This window comes from Streptomyces sp. NBC_01352 (assembly GCF_036237295.1).
Taxonomy (GTDB): domain Bacteria; phylum Actinomycetota; class Actinomycetes; order Streptomycetales; family Streptomycetaceae; genus Streptomyces; species Streptomyces plumbiresistens.
The window spans coordinates 5943342-5960243 of record NZ_CP108354.1; the positions used below are offsets into that span (position 1 = coordinate 5943342).

General features: G+C 71.7%; 18 protein-coding genes. 10 read left to right on the forward strand and 8 right to left on the reverse strand.

The window, feature by feature from the left end; translation table 11 throughout:
• Positions 1–70: 70 nt before the first annotated feature.
• Positions 71–592, forward strand: coding sequence for an HAD domain-containing protein (locus OG252_RS27730; RefSeq protein WP_329345208.1), 522 nt, complete (start codon positions 71–73; stop codon positions 590–592).
• Here OG252_RS27730 and OG252_RS27735 read toward each other — a convergent pair.
• On the reverse strand, positions 567–1472 hold the full coding sequence (locus OG252_RS27735) for an NAD(P)-dependent oxidoreductase (RefSeq protein ID WP_329339481.1): 906 nt from the start codon (positions 1470–1472) through the stop codon (positions 567–569). The genes OG252_RS27730 and OG252_RS27735 overlap by 26 nt on opposite strands.
• A 101-nt stretch (positions 1473–1573) precedes the next feature.
• Here OG252_RS27735 and OG252_RS27740 point away from each other — a divergent pair, with 101 nt between their 5' ends.
• Positions 1574–1912, forward strand: coding sequence for a winged helix-turn-helix transcriptional regulator (locus OG252_RS27740; protein ID WP_266437426.1), 339 nt, complete (start codon positions 1574–1576; stop codon positions 1910–1912).
• A gap of 141 nt (positions 1913–2053) precedes the next feature.
• Here the strand turns inward: OG252_RS27740 and OG252_RS27745 are convergent, their stop codons facing one another.
• Both OG252_RS27745 and OG252_RS27750 read right to left on the reverse strand, forming a co-directional pair.
• On the reverse strand, positions 2054–2833 hold the full coding sequence (locus OG252_RS27745) for an SDR family NAD(P)-dependent oxidoreductase (RefSeq protein WP_307675737.1): 780 nt from the start codon (positions 2831–2833) through the stop codon (positions 2054–2056).
• 120 nt (positions 2834–2953) lie between these two features.
• Positions 2954–4177 carry an MFS transporter gene (locus OG252_RS27750; protein ID WP_266437432.1) on the reverse strand — a complete coding sequence of 408 codons (1224 nt, stop codon included), beginning with the start codon at positions 4175–4177 and terminating at the stop codon, positions 2954–2956.
• Positions 4178–4244: 67 nt separating this feature from the next.
• On the opposite strand from OG252_RS27750, the gene OG252_RS27755 reads away from it, so the two are divergent.
• The 4 genes from OG252_RS27755 (at position 4245) to OG252_RS27770 (ending at position 7074) form a co-directional block, all read left to right on the forward strand.
• Positions 4245–5240 carry an ArsR/SmtB family transcription factor gene (locus OG252_RS27755; RefSeq protein ID WP_329339485.1) on the forward strand — a complete coding sequence of 332 codons (996 nt, stop codon included), beginning with the start codon at positions 4245–4247 and terminating at the stop codon, positions 5238–5240.
• Positions 5241–5297: 57 nt separating this feature from the next.
• Positions 5298–5861, forward strand: coding sequence for a helix-turn-helix domain-containing protein (locus tag OG252_RS27760; protein ID WP_329339487.1), 564 nt, complete (start codon positions 5298–5300; stop codon positions 5859–5861).
• Positions 5862–5937: 76 nt separating this feature from the next.
• The gene (locus OG252_RS27765) at positions 5938–6597 is read left to right on the forward strand and encodes a hypothetical protein (RefSeq protein WP_266437440.1); all 660 of its coding nucleotides are present in this window, start codon (positions 5938–5940) and stop codon (positions 6595–6597) included.
• Between the two features lie 141 nt (positions 6598–6738).
• On the forward strand, positions 6739–7074 hold the full coding sequence (locus OG252_RS27770) for a DUF2516 family protein (RefSeq protein WP_266448352.1): 336 nt from the start codon (positions 6739–6741) through the stop codon (positions 7072–7074).
• A gap of 51 nt (positions 7075–7125) precedes the next feature.
• Here the strand turns inward: OG252_RS27770 and OG252_RS27775 are convergent, their stop codons facing one another.
• The 3 genes from OG252_RS27775 to OG252_RS27785 form a co-directional block, all read right to left on the reverse strand.
• Positions 7126–8550: a PP2C family protein-serine/threonine phosphatase gene (locus OG252_RS27775; protein WP_266437468.1), complete on the reverse strand. Its 1425-nt coding sequence runs from the start codon at positions 8548–8550 to the stop codon at positions 7126–7128.
• A 281-nt stretch (positions 8551–8831) separates the two neighbouring features.
• Positions 8832–9905, reverse strand: a complete 1074-nt coding sequence (locus OG252_RS27780; RefSeq protein ID WP_266437470.1) for a C40 family peptidase — start codon at positions 9903–9905, stop codon at positions 8832–8834.
• Positions 9906–10133: 228 nt separating this feature from the next.
• Complete coding sequence (locus OG252_RS27785) at positions 10134–10949, reverse strand: class I SAM-dependent methyltransferase (RefSeq protein ID WP_266437473.1); 816 nt, start codon at positions 10947–10949, stop codon at positions 10134–10136.
• A gap of 236 nt (positions 10950–11185) precedes the next feature.
• Here OG252_RS27785 and mshA point away from each other — a divergent pair, with 236 nt between their 5' ends.
• Positions 11186–12523 carry a D-inositol-3-phosphate glycosyltransferase gene (gene mshA, locus OG252_RS27790; protein WP_266437475.1) on the forward strand — a complete coding sequence of 446 codons (1338 nt, stop codon included), beginning with the start codon at positions 11186–11188 and terminating at the stop codon, positions 12521–12523.
• Positions 12516–13016, forward strand: a complete 501-nt coding sequence (locus OG252_RS27795; protein WP_266437477.1) for a YbjN domain-containing protein — start codon at positions 12516–12518, stop codon at positions 13014–13016. Before mshA ends, OG252_RS27795 begins: the two co-directional genes overlap by 8 nt.
• A 25-nt stretch (positions 13017–13041) precedes the next feature.
• Here the strand turns inward: OG252_RS27795 and OG252_RS27800 are convergent, their stop codons facing one another.
• Positions 13042–13854, reverse strand: coding sequence for a helix-turn-helix transcriptional regulator (locus tag OG252_RS27800; protein WP_329339493.1), 813 nt, complete (start codon positions 13852–13854; stop codon positions 13042–13044).
• Between the two features lie 49 nt (positions 13855–13903).
• Here OG252_RS27800 and OG252_RS27805 point away from each other — a divergent pair, with 49 nt between their 5' ends.
• Positions 13904–14329, forward strand: coding sequence for a DUF2000 domain-containing protein (locus OG252_RS27805; protein ID WP_266437482.1), 426 nt, complete (start codon positions 13904–13906; stop codon positions 14327–14329).
• 273 nt (positions 14330–14602) lie between these two features.
• Here the strand turns inward: OG252_RS27805 and OG252_RS27810 are convergent, their stop codons facing one another.
• Positions 14603–15859, reverse strand: coding sequence for an MDR family MFS transporter (locus OG252_RS27810; protein ID WP_266437485.1), 1257 nt, complete (start codon positions 15857–15859; stop codon positions 14603–14605).
• Between the two features lie 179 nt (positions 15860–16038).
• Between OG252_RS27810 and OG252_RS27815 the strand changes: the two genes are divergently transcribed.
• On the forward strand, positions 16039–16800 hold the full coding sequence (locus OG252_RS27815; protein ID WP_081218054.1) for a phosphoglyceromutase: 762 nt from the start codon (positions 16039–16041) through the stop codon (positions 16798–16800).
• Positions 16801–16902 lie beyond the last annotated feature (102 nt).

The following is a 16902-nucleotide window of genomic DNA, read 5'->3' on the forward strand; positions in this document are numbered from 1 at the left end:
TCCTCGTCGTGGTCGGTACCAGTGGGTTTCTCTCCGTCCTGACGAGGGAGTCGCGAGGGAGGCGAGTGCCCTGACGCTTCTCTTCCTGGACGTCGACGGCACGCTCATCCCGTTCGGGGCGCCGCGGCCGTACCCCGTGTTCGAGGCACGCTTCGGGGCTCCGCCCGCCGAGGCCGTCGCCCATCCGCTGCTCGACCGGGTCGACCCCGCGCTCGGCCCGCGGCTGGCGGGGCTGGGGTGTGACCTCGTGTGGGCCACGACCTGGATGGAGGACGCCAACGTGTGCCTCTCGCCATGGCTGGGGCTGCCGCGGCTGCCCCTGGTGGACTGGCCGGGCGAGGACGACGACGGGGGCGGGCCTGCCGGTCTGCACTGGAAGACGCGGCCTCTGGTCGACTGGGCGGGAAACCGGCCCTTCGTCTGGCTCGACGACGAGATCACCGACGTCGACCGGGCGTGGACGGCCGCCCATCACTCCGCCCCAGCCCTCCTGCACCGGGTGGACCATCGTCACGGGCTCACCGACGCGGACTTCGCGGCCGTGGCGGAATGGCTTCGGCTTCGGCTCAGCGGCGCCCCAGCAGCTCCGTGACCCGCGTGAACCCGTCCTCGCCGTGGCCGAGGCCGACCACGCGGCGGGCGAGGCCCTCGGCCGCGCGCATCACGCTCGCGTCGATGCCGTGGGACTCGGAGGCGTGGACGATGTGGGACATGGAGGAGACGCCGGAGGTGATGGGGTTGCCCTCGCCGGAGTACGTGCCGTTGTCGACGTCGTCCGCCCACTCCTCGAAGAGCGGCGGGAGGATCGCGGCGATGCCCTGGGCGAAGGGGGCCAGTTCACGGGCGGTGATGCCCTCGGCCCGGGCCAGCGCGAGGGCGTGGACGTAGCCCGCCATCGACGTCCAGAAGATGTCGAGCAGGGCGAGGTCGTGGGCGGCGGCCCGGCCGACGTCCTCGCCGAGGTGGGTGTGGGTGCCGTCCAGCGCGTCCAGTACCGGGCGGTGCTCCTGGTAGAGGTCGTCGGGGCCGCTGTACAGGAACACCCCGTGGGGCGTGCCGATCGTGGTGGTCGGCGTCATGATCGCGCCGTCCAGGTAGCGGATGCCGTGGGCGGCCGCCCAGTCCGCGGCCTGCCGGGCGCGGTCGGGGGTGTCGGCGGTCAGATTCACGACCGTACGGCCCTTGAGGGCGTCGGTGACGGCGGCGTCCCGCAGGATGCCGTCGGCCGCGTCGTAGTTCACCACGCAGACGACGGTCAGCCCGCTCGCGGCGACCGCCTCGGCGGCGGAGGCCGCGCCGGTCGCTCCGCGGGCGAGCAGTTCCTGGTCCTTGCCGGGCGTGCGGTTCCATACGGTGGTCCGCAGGCCGGCGTCCAGGAAGGCGCCGGCGAGGGCACGGCCCATCGGGCCCAGGCCGAGCACGGTGACGGTGGCGGTGAGGGCAGACTGGTCGGTGTCGGAATACGTGGGCATGCTTGAACTCCTGTTAAGACAAAGGGAATTGCGACGGGAACCGCAACGGGAAATCCGCGAACCGGCGCAGGCGATGGATGACGAGACGAGTGGGGACGAAGATGACGCGCGGACGTGCTCAGGACCTGAACGTCTGTGGAGTGACCGCCGCGATCTCCGTGATCGACGGCAAGTGGAAGACCGCGCTGCTGTGGCGGCTGGAGTCCGGCCCGCACCGCCCGGCCGAGCTGCGCCGCCTGCTGCCGGGGCTCAGCGAGAAGGTGCTGACTCAGGCGCTGCGCGAGATGGAGGCGGACGGACTGGTGCACCGGGAGGTGCACGACGTACTCCCGCTGAAAACCCTGTACTCCCTGACCGACTTCGGCCGAGAACTCTCCGAGGCCCTTGCCCCCCTTTCCGACTGGGGCCACCGTCGCCTGGAGAAACTGGCGACTCCTTGATGGCAGACACCAGCCTCGGTCGTGCGGCGGGCGCTGCCAAGTACCCACAAAAAAGTGGGTACGGCGGCCAGGCCGACGTCGGCTGCCGGTGCCGCCGCCCGTCGGGTCGCCGGTCCCGGCGTGTGCATCCGGCCTCAGGTGTCAGTGAACCGAGAACCCGCCGTCGACGAAGATCGCCTGCCCGGTGACGTAGCCGGAGGCGGGGCCGGCCAGGAACACCGCCGCTCCGGCGAAGTCCTCGGCCAGGCCGTTGCGCCCGACCATCGTGCGTGCGGCCAGGGCCGCCACCTTCTCCGGGTCGGACGACAGCCGGGTGTTGAGCGGGGTCATGACGAAGCCGGGCACCAGCGTGTTGCAGGTGACGCCGTGCGGCGACCACGCCTCGGCCTGCGAGCGGGCCAGCGACTCCAGCGCCCCTTTGGAGACTCCGTAGGCGCCGCTCTGGACGAACGCCCGGTGCGCCTGCTGGGAGGTGATGTGGATGATCCGCCCGAAGCCGCGCTCGGCCATGCCGGGCCCGAACCGCCGGCCCAAGAGGTAGGGCGCTTCCAGGTTCACCGCCATCGTGGTGTCCCACACGTCCTCGTCCAGCTCGCTCATCGGCGGCCGCAGATTGATCCCGGCGCTGTTGACGAGAATGTCGGGCTCGCCGAACACCCCGGCCGCCTGCTCCGCCGCCGCCCGCACCCCGTCGCGGGTGCTCAGGTCGCCGCTCACCCAGGCCGCCCGGCAGCCGTCCGCCACCAACTCGTCGACCGTGGCGGCCAGTTCCGGCTCCTTGCGCGCCACGACCACCACGCTCGCACCCGCCCGCGCGAGCGCCCCGGCGATGGCCCGGCCGATGCCGGAACTGCCACCCGTCACCACGGCGGTCCGGCCGTCCAGCGAGAACAGTTCGGAGAGGTAGGTCTGCGAGATCATGCCCGCACCCTAGACGGCGGGTCCGCGGTGGCGGTGGCGGTGGGTGTCACATCTGCGGCAGCCAAACAGGCAGCCGAGCTGGCAGACGTACAAGGAGAACACCATGGCGTTCCGCGCGGTCTAGTCCGTGGCGGCGGGTTCCGACGGGACGCCGCCCGGACGCGCACCGGGGACGGCCGGCTGTCGTTCCTCGTGCCCGCCCAGCGCCGCGAGAGTCAGGGTCATGGTGACCGATCCGGCCGCCATCAGCGTCATCGCCGTGGCCGGGGAGGTCAGTTGGGCCAGCGCGCCCGCGAGGGCGGTGCCGACGCCCTGCAGGGCGGCCATGCCGGTGGCGTGCAGGCCGAGGGCCTGGCCCGCGAGGTCGTCGGGGGTGAGGGACATCAGGCGTTCCTGGAGGACCAGGCTCGCGGCGAAGCCGACGGAGGCGACGGTGACGGCCACGGCCGACAGCGCCACTCCCGGCCGTAGGACGAAGAACAGGTAGGGAGCCGCCAGCAGCAGGCGCAGCGGGGTCGCGAGACGGGGGCGCACCGCGGGCGGTACCAGGCGGCCCACCGCCATGTCGCCCACGAACATGCCCAGCGCCCCGAACGCGTACAGCATGCCGGCGGCTTCGGGGGCGTAGGAGACGTAGAGCGAATCGCCGCCGACGATCAGGCCGTTGGGGACCCACAGGCCCAGGTACGTCAGGCGGCGGGCGCGTGAGGACCACAGGAGGGAGTTGGTGCGCCAGGTCGCCGAGAGGGACGGGCGGCCCGAGGAGCGCGGCGGGCGGGCGGTGAGGCCGAGGCGGGTGACGAGGGCCGACAGCAGGTACAGCGCCGCCGCGAGGAGCAGGCAGGTCCGTGGGGACAGGAGCGCCAGCAGTGCGCCGCCCGTCGCGAAACCGGCCATCTGCGTCAGGCCCCAGAGCATGTTGGAAACCGAACGGCCCAGGACATAGCCGTCCTTGGACAGGATCTCGTTCAGCAGTCCCCCGCGCACTCCTCCGCCCAGCGACGCGACCAGACCCTGCAGGAGTACGACGGCGAAGACCGCCCAGATCGGCAGGCCGGGCAGCGCCAGCACCGCCGTGCCGGCCGCGAAGGCGAGCGCGAGGGCGGTGAGGATCGCGCGCGGGGGCAGGCGGTCGGCGGCCGAGAGCAGGAACGCGCCTCCCAGCAACTGCGCCAGCTGGGGGCCGACCATGCTCACGGCCGACAGGAAGGGGGAGCCGGTGGCCCGGAAGACCAGCGTGGCCAGAGCCAGGCCGCCGATCGTCTGGCCCGCGGCGAACGTGCCGAAGGAGAGCAGGTACGGGGTGAACTCCGGGGTGCGGAACAGGGAGCGGTAGCTGCGCATGCGTCGAAGTCTCGGAGCGGCCGGGGGCCGTGTTTACTGTTTCGCCGAGATGCGAAAGGTCATCCGCATGGGCTTATGGCAGATCGACACCGACACCCTCGCCCGCAGCCGGTTCGTGCTCTCGCCGTTCGCCGAGACCTTCGCGAGCCTGAAGCTGCTGCACGCGGGAACCGGTGCCCATCCGGGCGAGGAGGCCTGGCTGCGCACGCACCTGCCCGGCTACCGTGCGCGCCTCGCGGCCGACCCGGTGGCCGCGCTGCTCGTGCAGGCTGCCATCGGTACCTCCTGGATCGCCGACTTCTTCTGCCCCACCTCGTGCGTGGGGGAGAGCTTCGAGGAGACCGTGGCCCGGGTGCGGGAGGCCGGGGCGGGGGAGGCACGGGCCAACCTCCGCGTGTCCCTCAGGGGCCCGCTCCCCGCCGCCCTGGAGCGGGACGACCTGCCCGAGCGGGCGACCGCGCTCCTGACCTACGTCTGGGAGGAGACCGTACGGCCGTACTGGGAGCGCCGGCGGCGCATCCTGGAGGCCGACGTGGTCGCGCGGACCGCGCTCGTGAGCCGGGGCGGCTGGGCGGCCGTGCTCGACTCGCTGAAGCCGGGGACGCGGTGGCTCGGGGAGAGCCGGTTCCAGGTCAACCCGCTCGCGTATCCGCCGCGGGAGATCGCCGCCGGGGCCGAGCTGCTGTTCATGCCGGTCACGCCGAGGACCAGTTGGGTGTCCTGGGAGGGACGGGAGCGGTACGCCGTCGTCTACCCGTGCCTCGGGGTGCTCGCCGAGGACCACGACCGGCGGCCCCTCCCGGCCGGGCTCGGGGCGCTCATCGGGACCGCGCGGGCCGGACTGCTGACGCTGCTCGGGACTCCCCTGAGCACGACCCAGCTGGTCGCCGTCACCGGGCAGGGGCTGGGGTCGGTGGGGCGGCATCTGCGGGTACTGCTGGACGCGGGGCTGGTGGAGCGGCGGCGGGCCGGGCGGTCCGTGCTGTACGTGCGGACGGCGGCCGGGGAGGTGCTCGTGGAGGCGTCGGGGGCCGCCGGTACCGGTCCCCTCACCGTGGCGTGACACACTTTTGCAAGCGGGTGCTTGCAATAGTTAGCGCGGGTGGGGCAAGGTGGGGGCATGGCATCGCTCAACGTCGGCAATCTTGGTGAGTACCTGCGCGAACAGCGGCGCACCGCGCAGCTGTCGCTCAGGCAGCTCGCCGATGCCGCCGGGGTGTCCAATCCGTATCTGAGCCAGATCGAGCGCGGGCTGCGCAAGCCGAGCGCGGAGGTGTTGCAGCAGGTCGCCAAGGCGCTGCGGATCTCCGCCGAGACGCTGTACGTGCGGGCCGGCATCCTCGACGCCGAGCGGGACCGGGACGAGGTGGAGACCAGTGCGGCCATCCTCGCCGATCCCACGCTGAACGAGCGGCAGAAGCAGGTGCTGCTCCAGATCTACGAGTCCTTCCGCAAGGAGAACGGGTTCGGGATCGACATAGCCGGCGACATAGCCGGCGACGGGGACGCTACGGACGACGACGTCGTCGTCGACACCGATGCTCGCGGCGACGGCGCCGTGGACGCCCAGGACGGCGAGAGCGCCGTACGAGAGACCCGCACGGCAGGTGGGCGCAAGTCCGCCGCCCGCCGTACCCGCACGACCGGCGGCAATGACGCCGACCCGCAGCAGACGGCCAGTTGAGCCGGACCAGGGCACCGGCCGCCTGACTGCGAACCACAAACCCTCAGCCGAAAGAGAATCCGGGAGGACCATCACCATGGCCATCACCGACGACCTGCGCAAGACCCTCAGCGACCCGACTCCGCTCTACTTCGCCGCCGGCACCGCCGACCTGGCCCTCGAGCAGGCCAAGAAGGTGCCGGGCCTGGTGGAGCAGCTGCGCGCCGAGGCGCCGGCGCGGATCGAGGCCGTTCGCAACACCGACCCGAAGGCCGTCCAGGAGAAGGCCCAGGCGCGCGCCAAGGAGGCGAGTGCCAAGGCCAAGGAGGCTCAGGAGAGCATCCAGGCCAAGGTCGGCGAGTTCATCGGCACCCTCGACGGTGACCTGAAGAAGCTCGGCACCACGATCGACGCGGACCTGAAGAAGTTCGGCGAGACCGCCCAGGACTTCGCCCTGCGCAGCGTCGGCGTCGCCGCCGAGTACGCCGTCAAGGCCCGCGAGACCTACGAGAAGGTCGCCGAGCGCGGCGAGCAGACCGTGAAGGTCTGGCGCGGCGAGGCCGCCGAGGAGATCGAGGAACTCGCGGTCGCCGTCGAGCCGAAGGCCGAGCCGGTGTCGCAGCCGGTCGAGGTCAAGGAGGAGCCGAAGCCCGCCGAGGCCAAGGCCGAGCCCGCGCCGGCGAAGAAGCCCGTGGCCAAGAAGGCCCCGGCCGCCCGCAAGACCACCGCCAAGAAGACCACGCCGCCCGCGAAGTAACCGCGTCGGCGAAGTCACCGCGTATCCGAACGGGCCGGGCACTCTCGGAGTGCCCGGCCCGTTCATCGGGTAGCGGGCTTGTGGGAACGGGTACGGTGACCGGGTAGGGACGAGCCGAGTCTGGTGGTGGACGTAGTGCTGATGCAGGGGTTCTCGGACTTCATGTGGCTGTTGAGCATGGCCCTGATCGTGTTCAGCGGCTTCGCGCTGATCGACGCCGCCACGCGCCGTGAGGACGGCTACCGGGCGGCCGACAAGAAGACCAAGCCGTTCTGGCTGATCATCCTGGGCATCGCCTTCGTGGTGAACCTGCTCTTCCCGATCCTGTCGTTCCTGCCGATCATCGGCCTCATCGCGACCATCGTGTACATGGTCGACGTACGGCCCGCGCTCCGCAGCCTCCCGGGCGGCGGCCGCAGCCGACGGGGCGGCTCCAGCAGCGACGGACCCTACGGGCCGTACAACGGCGGACGCTGACCGGCCACCAGAGTCAGGGTCCGGTCGGCCGACCCGACTGAGGCCCGGTGGTCAGGCGACCCGGTCCAGCAGTACGACCGCCACGTCGTCCGTCAGCTCGCCCCCGTTGAGGTCGCGGACCTCGTTGACCGCCGCCCGCAGCAGCTGCTCGCCGCGCAGGCCCTCGGACAGCTGGCGGCGGACCATCCGCACCATGCCCTCCTGGCCGAGCCGCTCGCCGCTGTCGCCGACGCGGCCCTCGATCAGGCCGTCGGTGTAGAGCATCAGACTCCACTCGGCCCCCAGCTCCACCTGCATACGCGGCCAGCGGGCGCCCGGCAGCAGACCGAGCGCGGGGCCGTTGTTGTCGTACGGCAGCAGCTGGGCCGGCCGGCCCGGGCGGGCGACCAGCGGCGACGGATGGCCGGCGAGGCACAGGCCCGCGCGGCGGCCGTCCGGCGCTATGTCGACCGTGCACAGGGTCGCGAAGATCTCCTCGTCGGCGCGCTCGTGCTCCAGGACCTGCTGGAGCGTGCCGAGCAGCTCGTCGCCGCACAGGCCCGCCAGCGTCAGCGCGCGCCAGGCGATGCGCAGCTCCACGCCGAGCGCCGCCTCGTCCGGGCCGTGGCCACAGACGTCGCCGATCATGGCGTGGACGGTGCCGTCCGGAGTGCGGACGGTGTCGTAGAAGTCGCCGCCGAGCAGCGCGCGCGAGCGGCCGGGGCGGTAGCGGGCGGCGAAGCGGAGCGAGGAGCCGTCGAGGAGGGGCGTGGGCAGCAGCCCGCGCTCCAGGCGGCGGTTCTCCTGCGCGCGCATCCGGCCCTCGGCGAGCCGACGCTCGGCCGTGTCGGAACGCTTCCGCTCCACCGCGTACCGGATCGCCCGGCTCAGCAGCCGGCTGTCCAGCTCGTCCCGGAAGAGATAGTCCTGGGCGCCCACGCGCACCGCCTCGGCGCCGCGTTCGGCGTCTCCGGACGCGGTGAGGGCCAGGACGGCGTGCCGGGGAGCGAGCTCCAGCACGTGTTTGAGTACGGCGAGCTCGTCGTCGTCATCGGAGCGGCCGGGCGCGGTCAGCGCGAGGTCGAGCAGGATGCAGTGGACGTCGTCGGTGAGCAGCCGCTCGGCCTCGGTGAGGTTCCGGGCGGCGCGGACGCGGATGGGCCTGCCCGCGGCGTCCAGCAGCTCGGGCACGACGGTGGAGCCGCCGGGGTCGTCCTCGATCACCAGGAGGGTGAGGGTGGCGCCGGAGGCGCCCGTGGTGCTGAGCGAGTCGGTCACGCTGTTCGTCCGGGTGGCGGCGGTGCGGCCGGTGTCGCCGGCCGTCGGGATGCCGACCGTCGTGTTCCCGGCCGTCGTGTTCCCGGCCGTCGTGTTCCCGGTCGGGTCCGTTTGGCGCGGGGCCTCTTCCTTGGAGGGGCCGTCGCCTGGGGACGCGGCCTGCGCCTGACCACTCTCCACGGCCGGGATCGCTCTCTGCCGCGGTATGGGTGCGGGCATCGTCTCGGTTCCTTCCCTCCCCCCGAGGGCACGGCAGGGCGAGGGACCTCGACCTACCGACGGGGACCATAGCGGTTGTCGGCACCGCAACGGAATGGTGTGAGGCACGCCGCGTCGACGCTCGCCGCTGTCATATGCCGCGATCCCTACCGCAGTTGGACAGGCCGGTCCCGGTCCGGGGATGACGAACGTCACGTCCGGAGTGCGTTTGGTGGGCTGTTGAGCGTGGGCCAGGTCACGTGGCGCACGTCACCGTCTCCTGGGACGGCCCACGCACACCCTCACGCGTTCGGCCGCACCACCCCGAGTATCGGCATCGACCCCGCCCCCGCGAGCGTCACCGTCCGCCCCGGCCGAGGGGCGTGGATGATCGCGCCGTCGCCCACGTACATCGCGACATGACTGGCGTCGTCGAAGTAGATGATCAGGTCGCCGGGCTGCATGTCCCCGACGTCGACCCGCGTGAGCTGCTGCCACTGCTGCTGCGAGGTGCGCGGAACGGCGCTGCCGGCGCTCGCCCAGGCCTGTGAGGTCAGGCCGGAGCAGTCGTACGTCTTCGGGCCCTCGGCGCCCCATTCGTACGGTTTGCCGATCTGGGCGGTCGCGTACTCCACCGCCTTCTTGCCCTGTGCGGTCGCGCTGCCGCCGGCCGTGTCGAGGACGCCGGAGTCGAGCCAGGCGGTCTGCGCCTTGAGCGCGGCCTGCTTCTCCAGTTCGGCGAGGCGCTTCTTCTCGTCCTCCTCCAGCCGGGACTCGAGCTCCTCGGCCGCCGCGATCCGCTTCTCGATCTTCTTCTTGGCGGCGGCCTTGGTCGTGCGGCCCGTCTCCAGCTTCTCCCACTGGGCGGAGGCGTCCTTGGCGTACTGCTCCAAGTCCTGCTGGGTCTGGGTCATTTCGGCGATCAGGCCCTTGGTGGCGCGCTGGCCCTGGAGGACCCGGCCCGCGCCGTCGAGGAACTCCTGCGGGTTGTCGCTGAGCATCAGATGGGCCTCGTCCGGCAGTCCGCCGCCGCGGTACTGGGCTCGGGCCGCGGCGCCGGCGCGCTCCTTCAGCTCGTCCAGCCTCTCCTGGCCCTGGACGATCTTCTTGGCCAGCTCGACGATCTGCGCGGACTGCGTCTTCGCCTTCTCCTCGGCCGCGTTGTACGCGTCCGTGGCGGCGGCCGCCTCGCGGTAGAGCTTGTCGAGCTGTGCGCGTACGGCCTCGAGGTCCTTGTTGGACAGGACGGTCGAGGACGCGCTCCCACTCGGTGTCGGTGTCGGGTTCGCGAATGCCGTACCCGGTGCCGCCAGTACGGTGACCGCGCAGACCACGGTCACGGCCGACGCCATCAGGCCACGCTTGCCCGTCCCCATACCAGTGCCCCCAAACTGATTGACCGTCAGTAACTTACGACGCCTGGGGGATCGTGCCACGTACCCGCGCAAAACGACAGAGGTCGCCGTACACGACGACAGAGTCAGTCCTTCCCCCCTTTCCCGCCCCGCCAAGACGATCTCCCCGCCTGTGTGACGAACGACTCACGGAGATCGTTCCCCGCAGGCGGGGGCGCGTGGACTGCGCAGGCCGGGGCGCGTGGAGTTCTAGGCCCGCGGCGCCAACGCCCCCCACGCCACCGTCACTTCCCCCTGCCGCCACCGCCCCGGCCCGTCCGTCACCGGCCAGTCGGCGCTGAGGTCCCGCACCGCCCGGATCCACCGCTGGCGGGCGCCGTACGACGCGTAGGGCGCGGCCGCCGCCCACGCGCGGTCGAAGTCGCGCAGGAAGGCGTGCACCGGCTCGCCCGGCACATTGCGATGGATGAGTGCCTTCGGCAGCCGCTCTGCGAGGTCCGAGGGCCGCTCCAGAGAGCCCAGCCGGGTCGCGAAGGTGACCGTGCGCGGCCCCTGGGGGCCGAGCGCGACCCACACGTGCCGGCGCCCGATCTCGTCGCAGGTCCCCTCGACGAGCAGTCCGCCACGGGAGTCGCCCGTCGCGGGGGCGAGACGAGAACACAGCCGCTTCCATACGGCGGCCACCTCGCCCTCGTCGTACTGCCGCAGCACGTTCGCGGCGCGGACGAGGTGGAGCCGCCCGGCGACCGGTATCTCGAAGCCACCATGGCGGAAGGCCAGCCCGTCGCACTCGTACGGCACAGCCGCCGCGACCCGTGCCGGGTCGATCTCGACGCCGACCACGCGCGCGCGTGGAGCGACGGTACGCAGGCGGTGCAGCAGTTCCACGGCCGTCCAGGGGGCGGCGCCGTAGCCGAGGTCGACGGCGACGGGGGCATCCTTCGCCCGGCGCAGGTCGGCGCCGTGCGTCGCCGCGATCCAGCGGTCCATGCGCCGCAGCCGGTTGGGATTGGTCGTCCCGCGCGTCACCGTGCCCACGGGGCGGGTGGCGGCGCGGGGAGTCATACGTAAGAGGGTAAGCGGGCACCCGGAGCCGATGGCATGCCGCTGACATGCCGCTGACATCAAGCACCCCACGTGGCGCACCACGCATCCAGCCCTCGAACGGTTGAGCGACCTCTGGTAATGATTCGGCAAATCTCGGCCCGGCGGAAATGGAGTGACGTCCTCCGGCGTTGCATCACCTTGGAGGGCGCCCCACACCCTCCGTCAGGCATGCCCGCAGCGAGGAGGAACGCCACGTGAGCCAGTACGTGACCAGGCTCGGGCGGCTCTCGTCGGCCGCACCCCCCAGGCTCAGGCTGCACCGCAAGCCACGCCGGGTCGCCATGCTCTCCGTGCACACCTCACCGCTGCACCAGCCGGGCACCGGCGACGCGGGCGGCATGAACGTATACATCGTGGAGCTCGCGCAGCGCCTCGCCGCGATCAACATCGAGGTGGAGATCTTCACGCGGTCCACGACCGCCGCCCTCCCGCCGACCGTGGAGCTCGCGCCGGGCGTCCTGGTCCGGCACGTCGACGCCGGGCCCTACGAGGGCCTCGCCAAGGAGGAGCTCCCCGCCCAGCTGTGCGCCTTCACACACGGCGTGATGCAGGCCTGGGCCGGCCACCGCCCCGGTTACTACGACCTCGTGCACTCCCACTACTGGCTCTCCGGCCACGTCGGCTGGCTCGCCGCCCAGCGCTGGGGCGCCCCTCTGGTGCACGCCATGCACACCATGGCCAAGGTCAAGAACGCCAACCTGGCCGACGGCGACACCCCCGAACCCGCCGCCCGCGTCATCGGCGAGACCCAGATCGTCGCCGCCGCCGACCGCCTCATCGCCAACACGGCCGAGGAGCGCGAGGAACTCGTACGGCACTACGCGGCCGACCCCGCCAACGTCGCCGTGGTCCACCCGGGCGTCAACCTCGACCGCTTCCGCCCCGCCGACGGCCGCGCCGCCGCCCGCGCCCGCCTGGACCTTCCCCAGGACGCCCTGATCCCCCTCTTCGCGGGCCGCATCCAGCCCCTCAAGGCCCCGGACGTGCTGCTGCGCGCGGTGGCCGTGCTGCTGGACGAGCGCCCCGAGCTGCGCTCCCGCCTCCTCGTCCCCGTCGTCGGCGGCCTCAGCGGCAGCGGCCTCGCCAAGCCGGAGGGCCTGCAGAAGCTGGCCGCGCGCCTGGGCATCGCCGACGTCGTACGGTTCCACCCGCCCGTCGGCCAGGAGCAGCTCGCCGACTGGTTCCGGGCCGCGTCCGTGCTCGTGATGCCGTCCTACAGCGAGTCCTTCGGGCTGGTCGCCATAGAGGCCCAGGCGGCCGGCACGCCGGTGATCGCGGCCGCGGTCGGCGGGCTGCCGGTGGCCGTCGACGACGGACGGACGGGGATCCTCGTACAAGGGCACAATCCCGGCGCCTACGCGCGCGTGCTGGCCGATTTCGCCGACGATCCGTCCCTGACCCCCCGGATGGGCGAGGCCGCCGCCCGGCACGCCCGTTCGTTCGGCTGGGACACCGCGGCCGCCGCGACGGCCGACGTCTACACGGCAGCGGCCCAGTCCTACCGGCGTCGCGTACGCTCCCACCATGGCTGACGCAGAGAAGGCGGCACAGGTCATCGAGGGCGTCCTGAGGGACGCCGAACTCGAATGGGAGAGCCCCGCACCCGGCAACTACGTCGTGCAGCTCCCCGGCACCCGCAAGCTGTCGACCACGGTCTCCCTCCTGGTGGGCCGGCACTCCCTCTCGCTGAACGCCTTCGTCATCCGGCACCCCGACGAGAACGAGTCCGGCGTCCACCGCTGGCTCCTCGAACGCAACCTCAAGCTGTACGGCGTGAGTTACGCCGTCGACTCCCTCGGCGACGTCTACGTCACGGGCAAGCTCCCCCTGCCCTCCGTCACCGCCGACGAGATCGACCGCATCCTCGGCCAGGTCCTGGAAGCGGCCGACGGCAGCTTCAACACCCTCCTTGAGCTCGGTTTCGCGAGCGCCATCCGCAAGGAGTACGAGTGGCGGGTCTCCCGGGGCGAGCCGACCCGCAACCTCGACGCGTTCGCGCACCTGACACAGCGACCGGCCGGCTGACACCGCGTCGGCACCTGGCCGACGGTCACGTACGGCCTGCCCGCCCCCCGCTGTCGCGGTAGCGGCCCGGCGTCACCCCCACCAACTTCTTGAAGTGACGGGTGAGATGGGCCTGGTCGTGGAACCCGGTGACGGCGGCGACGTCGGCAGGCCCCCGCCCCGCGAGCAGCAGGCCGCGGGCCCGGTCGACGCGCCGGGCGTTCAGATACTGGTGCGGCGCGATGCCGTACGCGGCACTGAACGTCCGTACGAGATGGGCGGGATGGGCCTGGACAAGCCCCGAGGCCTCGTCCAGCGACAGCCCTTGGGCGACCCGTTCGTCGAGGAGTTCGCGCAGCCGCCGGGCGAGGACGGGGTCGCGACGTATGGCCGACCCGGTGGCGCCCGGCCTCAGATGTGACCGCAGCCGCTCACCCACGAGCGTCAGTCTGCTCTCGGCCTCCAGCTCGTCCCCGGGCCGGGCGAGCGCGGCGTGCAGCTGCCCGACCCGCAGCCGCAGTACGGGATCCCGCAGATCGGGCCCGTCGACGGCGGCACCGATGAGCTCGTCGGGGAGGTGCGAGCCGTCCAGATAGATCACGCGCTTGCGGAAGCCGTCCGGAGTGACGGGGGAGCCGTTGTGCGGCACGTGCGGCGGCAGCAGCGACACCGTGTCGTGCGGGGTGCCGTGCTCGTGCCGGTCGAGGTCGTACCGTACGGCCCCGTCGTCCACGATGAGCAGCGTCCACGCCTCGTGCACGTGCATCGGATACGCGTACTCCGTGAAATGGGCGTGGAAGACCTCGACGACGCCCGGCACCTGCGGGCGCCAGGCGGAGACGTTCCGCTGGGCGACCATGCAAGGAACGTACAAGACGGTGTCGTACGGCGGTCGGCAGTCTCGTTGCATGAGCACTCAACCCATCCGTTTCGACACCAAGATCGCCGTCCTGCTGCGGGACGACCTGGAGCCCTGGCAACGCCTGAACGTCACCGCGTTCCTGGTCAGCGGCCTGGGCACCCAGGTCCCCGAGGTGATCGGCGACCCGTACGAGGACGCCGACGGCGTGCCCTACCTCCCGATGTTCCGCCAGCCCGTCATGGTCTTCGAGGCCTCGAAGGAGACCCTGACGACGGCCCACGCGCGCGTGCTGTCCCGTGCGCTGCCCAGGTCGCTGTTCACGTCCGACCTCTTCTCGACGGGCAACGACCGGGACAACCGGGCGGCGGTGCGGGCGGTGTCCACGGGTGACTTGGATCTGGTCGGTCTCGCTGTGTACGGGCCTCGCAACGCGGTGGACAAGGTGGTGAAGGGGGCGCGGATGCATCCGTGAATCGAGCCGTGAATCGAGCCGGCCTGCGGGGATGGCGTATCCGGGCCGGAGCCCTAGGCCCTGTCGTCAAATTCCCGCCTGCCTCGCGACGCCATGCACGCACTCTCGCCGCACCGGGCACAGGCCCACGTACAACCAGTACGAGGGCCTGTGCCCGGCACGCCGAGATCACGCACCTGACGCCGCGAGGCCCGCCCTCCGGGCGGACGACGGGAATTTGACGACAGGGCCTAGCGGCTCGGGTACGGCGCCACAGCGTACGGCGCGTCCGCCTCAGGCCGCGCTGACCTCGGGCTTCGCCGTACCCGGCGCCTCGGCAACCGCCGCCCCCTCCGCCGGCAGCCGCCGCATCAGCGTCCCGAACCCCACCGCGGCGACCGTCCCGACGACCGCGCACAGCCCCCACAGCCACTCCGCGCCGAAGCGGTCGATGACGACGCCGGACATCAGGGGGGCGACCAGGGCGGCGACGGCCCAGGACAGGGTGTACATGCCCTGGTAGCGCCCACGGCCGTTGACCGGCGACAACCGGACGACCAGTCCCGTCTGCGTCGGCGCGTTGATCATCTCGCCCAGCGTCCACACGCACACCGTGAGGGCGAAGACGCCGAGCGACCCGGCGAAGGCGGTGAGGCCGAAGCCGTATCCGGCGAGCAGCGACGAGACGACCAGCAGCCGCTTGGCGTCCCGGTGTTCGATGAACCGGGTGACGGGGATCTGCAGCACGACGATCAGCACGCCGTTGACGGCGATCGCCATGCCGTAGTCGGCGGGCGTGAACCCGGCCTCGCCCATGGCCACCGGGAGGCCGACCGCGCCCTGCTGGAAGATCAGCGCGACGAGGAAGGACAGCCCGACGACGCTCATGAAGCGCCCGTCGCGCAGGACGGTGCCGAGGCCGACGTCGTCGACGGGCTTCTCCGTCGGGACCCGCTGCGGCCGTGACTCGGGCAGCTTCAGGAAGACGACGACCGCGCACGCCATGGTCATCCCGGCCTCGATGAGGAACCCGGCGCGATAACTGACCTCGGCGATGAACCCGGCACCCATGGAGGAGATGGCGAACCCGAGGTTGATGGCCCAGTAGTTGAGCGAGAAGGCCCGCACCCGGTCCTCGGGCCGCACGATGTCCGCCATCATCGCCTGCACGGCCGGCCGCGAGGCGTTGGAGGCCATCCCGACGAGGAAGGCGACACCGGCGATGGCGACCGGGTGGTGCACGAACCCGAGGAGCGCGACGGAGACCGCGGTCGACGCCTGGGCGACGAGCAGGGTGGGCCGCCGCCCGATCCGGTCCGCCATCACCCCGCCGACGAGGGAGGAAACGACGCCGCCCAGGCCGTGCAGCGAGGCGACGAGACCGGCGTAGGAGGCGGAGTACCCGCGGTCGAGCGTGAGGTAGAGGGCCATGAACGTGGCCACGAACGCACCGAGCCGGTTGACGAGCGTGCTGGTCCACAGCCACCAGAACTCGCGGGGGAGGCCGGAGACGGTCTCGCGGGTGGCACGTCTCAGGGCGGCGACGGACATGGCGGATCCCCCACGGATGCAACGGCTGCAATGGATGCAACGGATGTAAGCGGCTCAGGCGGCGAGCACACATTACGATTCCGCTGTCGTCGCAGGCCACCCAATTAACAGATCCCGTCAACCGTCCGTCTGCCGAGCGGACGCACGAGGCGGCGAGCCCTTGGATTACGCTCATACGCATGGCCGACGCACCGTACAAGCTGATCCTCCTCCGCCACGGCGAGAGCGAATGGAACGCGAAGAACCTGTTCACCGGCTGGGTGGACGTCAACCTCAACGAGAAGGGCGAGAAGGAGGCAGTCCGCGGCGGTGAGCTGCTCAAGGACGCCGGCCTGCTGCCCGACGTGGTCCACACCTCACTCCAGAAGCGCGCGATCCGCACCGCCCAGCTCGCCCTGGAGTCCGCGGACCGCCTCTGGATCCCCGTCCACCGCTCGTGGCGGCTGAACGAGCGCCACTACGGCGCCCTCCAGGGCAAGGACAAGGCCCAGACCCTCGCCGAGTTCGGCGAGGAGCAGTTCATGCTGTGGCGCCGCTCCTACGACACGCCTCCGCCGCCGCTGGACCGCGACGCCGAGTACTCGCAGTTCGACGACCCGCGCTACGCGACCCTCCCGCCGGAGCTGCGCCCCCAGACGGAATGCCTCAAGGACGTCGTCGTCCGCATGCTCCCGTACTGGTTCGACGGCATCGTCCCCGACCTCCTGACCGGCCGCACGGTCCTGGTCGCCGCCCACGGCAACAGCCTCCGCGCCCTCGTCAAGCACCTCGACGGCATCTCCGACGCCGACATCGCGGGCCTGAACATCCCGACGGGCATCCCGCTGTCGTACGAACTCGACGCGGACTTCAAGCCGCTGAAGCCCGGCGGCACGTACCTCGACCCCGACGCGGCCGCGGCGGCGATAGAGGCGGTCAAGAATCAGGGCAAGAAGAAGTAGACAGACCTACGCGACAAGCCCCTTGCCCGCGGTTTCCCCGCCGGCAGGGGGCTTTTCGGTTCCCTGCCCAGTTCCCTGCGTTGCCGGGCGGGTGCGGGCGAT